Origin of the sequence: Methanobrevibacter sp. (assembly GCF_045126245.1) — an archaeon.
GTDB lineage: Archaea > Methanobacteriota > Methanobacteria > Methanobacteriales > Methanobacteriaceae > Methanocatella.
Genome location: NZ_JBGVOG010000112.1, coordinates 1 through 5,354 on the forward strand (window position 1 = coordinate 1; position 5,354 = coordinate 5,354).

General features: G+C 34.1%; 5 protein-coding genes. All 5 read right to left on the reverse strand.

Features of this window, described 5'->3' with window-relative positions:
- Positions 1-155: 155 nt before the first annotated feature.
- The gene (truA, locus tag ACJMLZ_RS08380) at positions 156-1,022 is read right to left on the reverse strand and encodes a tRNA pseudouridine(38-40) synthase TruA (protein ID WP_405305171.1); all 867 of its coding nucleotides are present in this window, start codon (positions 1,020-1,022) and stop codon (positions 156-158) included.
- Between the two features lie 59 nt (positions 1,023-1,081).
- Positions 1,082-1,588: a GNAT family N-acetyltransferase gene (locus ACJMLZ_RS08385; RefSeq protein ID WP_405305172.1), complete on the reverse strand. Its 507-nt coding sequence runs from the start codon at positions 1,586-1,588 to the stop codon at positions 1,082-1,084.
- A gap of 49 nt (positions 1,589-1,637) precedes the next feature.
- Positions 1,638-2,492, reverse strand: a complete 855-nt coding sequence (locus ACJMLZ_RS08390) for an ABC transporter permease (protein ID WP_405305173.1) — start codon at positions 2,490-2,492, stop codon at positions 1,638-1,640.
- Complete coding sequence (locus tag ACJMLZ_RS08395) at positions 2,485-3,414, reverse strand: ABC transporter permease (protein WP_405305174.1); 930 nt, start codon at positions 3,412-3,414, stop codon at positions 2,485-2,487. The genes ACJMLZ_RS08390 and ACJMLZ_RS08395 overlap by 8 nt, the downstream gene beginning before the upstream one ends.
- A 113-nt stretch (positions 3,415-3,527) precedes the next feature.
- Positions 3,528-5,144 (reverse strand): ABC transporter substrate-binding protein, encoded by a 1,617-nt coding sequence (locus ACJMLZ_RS08400; RefSeq protein WP_405305175.1) that lies wholly within the window; start codon positions 5,142-5,144, stop codon positions 3,528-3,530.
- Positions 5,145-5,354 lie beyond the last annotated feature (210 nt).

The window sequence follows — 5,354 nt, forward strand, 5'->3', positions numbered from 1 at the left end:
TGTAAAATAATCTGGTCAATTCCCCTTTTTGATATCTCATCAATGATTGGAGCCATCTTAATAATCTCGGGCCTTGTTCCTAAAATGGTTGCTATTTTCATAATATCATTTACTATATTTATTAAAAATTACATAAAAAAGTTTTACCGGACCAATTAAAATTCATGTAAATCATTTAAACTTTTTATCATTGACTCACGAATAGCATATCTTTTCTGCAAATCCGTAAGCGAATCGACCAAATCCCTCCTGAATCTCTCACAGGCATAATCGTCATAAGTGAATTTGATTCCATCATATTGAATATCCATCAAAATCAGATATTCAGCTTCCATGACTTTAATGTAAGCTCTAGGTTCATCTTCTTTTGGATTTAGTAATCTTTCGACTTCATCGAGATCCATTTTTCCTAAAGCAACATCGACAAAAACCCTCATCATTTTCCGTACCATATTCCATAAAAATGATTCCCCATAAATATCTACAAAGATTGGAGAAATTGTTTCATGTAAATTTGGAAACTCTCTTTTATGATAATCATTCAAGTCCACTTTTGTGATTTTAATGTCATCGATTGTTCTTGTAGTTGTCTTTTGAAAGCGTTTTGTAAAATTAGTGAAATTGTGGGTTCCCTTAAATATTTCGGCAACTTCTCTGAGCTTATCAACATCCAAATCCCAAAATAGCATATAGCGATAATGTCTCATCTGAGCGTATCTTGGCTTGAATGCATATCTTACCGGAGCGCTGGCTAAAATCTGAATATCATCCGGAAGGGAATTATTGATTTCATTGACACGGACTTCCTTTTCAGACTGGAAACTGATTACATTGCCTAAACTATGAACACCTGCATCGGTTCTTCCCGCAATTCTGAACCTTGATTTTTTCAAATCATCAATGTAGTCAAGCTTGCGCAAATGATAAATAAGTTCTTCCTCGACTGTCCTTAAGTCAGGCTGCCTTTGAAAGCCATGAAAATTAGTTCCGATATATCCAATTTTTAGTGCTGTTCTTTTCATTGATAATAATTTTAAGTGTAATATAAAATAAGTTTTTAGGAAAAAGCTTTAGGAATAAATTAAATCAAATTTTTTATCATATGAGTAGTTTCATCATAGTCATCTTCTTCAAAGGTTACCTCATATCCAAGAGATTTCCAAAAGGGTATTGCTGCATCAAGATACCTATGCGAATTTAAATAAATTCGTTTATACTCTTCATTTTTTGCAAATCTTTCAATTGTCTCAACAAGTATGCGCGCAATGCCATTTCTTCTATACCCCTTATCAACCATCAATCTCCAGATACTTGCAGTATCTTCCTCAAAACAGATATCCTTAAGAAATTCGTAATCCTTATCATAGGATCTTATACCTGCAGTTGCAACTATATTATCACCATCCAAAGCTACAAAAAAGTTGTTTCTCTCAGGCAATATATAATAATCCTTTAATTCTTCAATATCATAATGAAATTTAGGGGTTGGGCCGATTCCATAGACTTCCTTAATCTGATTATATAAAAAAGATTTAGCCAAGTCAATTTCATCACAATCATCGTTAATTTCACGAATGATAATATTCATTTTATCACCTATTAAAAAAAATAAAAAAAAGAGAAATTTAATATTTCTCTTATTCTTGAGCGGTTTCAGGATTGAGTAATTTTTCAACATTTTCCCCAATAAAGTCAAATAGCAATACAACAATCAATAATGACATACCAGGGTAAAATGCCAACCACCAGTATCCTGATGATAAATAGTGCATTGATTCAGCCAATATTACCCCAATTGCAGGTTCATGAGGTGGCAAACCAAATCCTAGGAAAGTAATTGCTGCTTCGTGCATGATTGCATGAGGAAACATTAATATTACACCTACAATTATTTGAGAAACAATTAATGGGAAAATATGTTTAAGCGCAATCCAAACTTTTGATCTTCCTAAGTTTTCTGCCAAATGAATATATTCTTTGGTTTTAATTTCTTTTACTTCAGACCTGAGAACTCTTGCAAGCGGAGTCCAATGGGTTAAACCAACACCCATAATTACCCCAAACACTCCACCACCAAACATGATGGAAACCAGGATAATTAAAAGAATATGTGGAATAGAACCAAATAAGTCTATAATTCCCGCAACTGTCTCATCAGCCAATTTGTTGAAACTTGAAAATAATCCTAAAATAATGGAGATTATAGTACTGACAACAGATGCAATAAAACCTACCATTAAACTTAATCCAAGCCCAGCAATTGTTCTTTGAAACATATCTCTTCCCATCCAATCGGTACCGAAGAGATGTTCCAAGGAAGGCATTTGATTAGCAGAAGCAAAATTAGTTGGAATATCTCTTATGAAATAACCGCATACAAAAATGCTTACAATAACTAATACTGAAAGTCCAATAATTACAAGAGTCTTTGTTCTGAGATTTGCACGGTATATAAACCATGGCTCCTTATCATTTGTTTTCTTCTTAATCATTGAACTCGCTCTCCTTAATTCTTGGATCGATGAAATAATAAGAAATATCCGCAAGCAAGTTTCCAACAAATACAAATATTGCACTGATAAGTACAATACCTAAAAATAAAGGTACATCATTTTGAAGACCAGCGGCTACTGCCGTTTGACCAATTCCGGGATATGAAAATACCTGTTCTACAAGCACTGCACCACCAAACAATTCACTGAATGATAAAAACTGTAAGGTAATTGCAGGAAGTAAAATATTCCTTATTCCATGATTTTTCACTAAATCCCAACCCTTTTCACCTCTAGATTTTGCAAACAATACATAATCAGAGGATAATACTTGAGTCAATTCATTACGTGTGTACATGGCAATTGGCGCTACACCAACAACACTTAATGTCAATGTAGGAAGAACCAACCTTGATGCCCACTCCATAAATGTAGCATCTGTACTTTTAACTCCTATCGGAACACCAAAACCTATAGGGAACCATCCTAAATAAACAGCAAATATCATTAAAATAAGCATTCCGACCCAAAAAGAGGGAGCTGATTGAATCGCATAACAATAAACTTTGACCGCTTTGTCAATCCATGATCCTTTATTTTTTCCGGCCACTACTCCTAAGGCAAATCCAATGATACCACTAAATACCCATGAGAGAGCCATCAACACTACAGAAGCTGAAAATTTATCAATTATTACATCAATAACCGGAGCACGATATATCAAGGAAGTTCCCAAATTACCCTGGATTAAATCCAAAAGCCAATGAAAAATTTTTGTAGGCAACGGAACATTGGTACCGAAATATCCTTGTAAAATTTGTCGTTGAGCTTCTGATACTGCTGCACCTTTCAAATAAGCACTAACAGGATCAATAGGGGATAAATCTAGTAATACAAAACTAAAAATTGCAACAGCAACCATCAGTATTATAAAACGTACTAATTTGAAACCAAAATATTTAATTATTTTTTGTTTATTCAATTAAATAAACCCCCTTGAAAGATTTTTAAAAAAAATAAAAAAAGGAAAATGATTTAAGCTGTGGTTCTTGTCCACTCACAGATGTTAATTAAGAAATCATTTCCTAAACCGTCAGGTTGGTTACCTATATCAATTCCATCTTTAATGAAATAGTTATAGTTGTAGTTAACAAGCCATGCAAATGGAGCATCACCAGCAGGACCCCAACCTCCGCCGTTAACTAAAGCGGATTGAGCCCATAATGCATTAGCTGCATTTAAATCTGTAGATTGCATAGCCTCTTCCATCAATGCATCGGAAGCAGAATTGTTGTATAAACCAGGGTTCATATAGAATTCATCAGGAGCTTTACTGTGGTATTGCTGATAGATGGATTTATATGGGTCCGGGGAAGTTTGTTGCATTAATGCAGCTGAGCTGTACATGTTTGCATAAATTGTATCCCAATCAGCACCAACAAGGTTTACTTCAATTCCAATTTCCTTAGCTTGTTCTGCAAATACAGTTGCTAGAGATTGTCTGTCAAGATAGTCTGGCGGGTAGTATAAATCAAATGATGCTTTTGTACCATTTTTCTCTACGATTCCATCACCATCAGTGTCTTCCCATCCACCATCCTTCAAGATTTGTTTTGCTTCATCAACATTTCCGTCTTGAACTGCAGCATCAGGGTTTGCATAATCTCTTGTATCAGTACTTGTGTATTCAGGAGTAGCATGACCTGAGAATATTTCATCACACATTTGTTGGCGGTTGACACCGACATTTAATGCTTCTCTGATTGCTTTATCAGCAGTTACATTGTTACCTATTTTCCAGCCGCTTTCATTAGTTACTTCACCTGTATCTTCAAGGTAAGGGAAAGAAACACCTTGTGCCCTACCTGCAGATTTTTCAACAAACTGGTAACCGTCTACACTTTGGTTTAATGCGGAAGTTGCAACAGGCACAACATCCACTTGACCGGATTTTGCAAGTTCTAACCAGGTTGATTCTTCAGGGAACAACATGGTTACTTGAGTGAAGTATGGTTTATCGCCGTAATAATTATCATTTACTTTGAATATTGCTTGTTGACCTTTATCCCAGTGGTCTAATACATATGGTCCAGTACCTATTGGATTTTCACCGTAAGTAGCATTGTCATACTCTTCAGGCACAATACCAACATATCTTAAATCATAAATAAAGGTTGACCTTGGTTCAACTAATTCAAATTTAACGCAAGTGTCATTTACTGCAGTTACTTTATCAAGATTAGTTAAATCCAAATCTGTTTCAGTATCTTTTGCTGTATTAAATGTGAATGCAACATCTTTAGCGTCGAATGTTGAATTATCGGAGAATATTACATCATCCCTAACATTCACTACCCAAGTTTTTCCATCATCTTCAATTGAATAATCAGTTGCTAAATCCGGAACAATAGTTCCATTAGAATCTGTTTTAAATAAACAACTTTGAACTAGGGGATTATAGTTCATGTGTCCGCATCCCCAACCAGTAAGTGGATTAAAACCTGCTTCTGGTTCTTTCATATTACTGTGAGCTGCTACTGTTAGGTGTGTTGGATCATCATCATGAGATCCACCCATCAAAGCAAAAGCACCAATTGCAACGATAGCTATTGCTGCCACAGCCCCAATAATCATCATCATTTTCTTATCCATAACTTTCACCGTTTTATACTTAAAAGCCTATTAAAATAATAGTATTACTTTTTGTTTAAAAAATACTTAATAAGTAATACTTTTTTTAACTATTTTAATATTATATTTATTATATAATAATACATATAAAAATATATTTATTACTTTTAATGTTTGATTGACAAATAAAAAATTTTTAATAGTTAACAAAAAAATTAAACAGTAATTATT

Coding starts and splice junctions, on each gene's coding strand:
- truA (WP_405305171.1), bottom strand. CDS start 1,022: ATGAAAAGAACAGCACTAAAAATTGGATATATCGGAACTAATTTTCAT.
- ACJMLZ_RS08385 (WP_405305172.1), bottom strand. CDS start 1,588: ATGAATATTATCATTCGTGAAATTAACGATGATTGTGATGAAATTGAC.
- ACJMLZ_RS08390 (WP_405305173.1), bottom strand. CDS start 2,492: ATGATTAAGAAGAAAACAAATGATAAGGAGCCATGGTTTATATACCGT.
- ACJMLZ_RS08395 (WP_405305174.1), bottom strand. CDS start 3,414: ATGGTTGCTGTTGCAATTTTTAGTTTTGTATTACTAGATTTATCCCCT.
- ACJMLZ_RS08400 (WP_405305175.1), bottom strand. CDS start 5,144: ATGGATAAGAAAATGATGATGATTATTGGGGCTGTGGCAGCAATAGCT.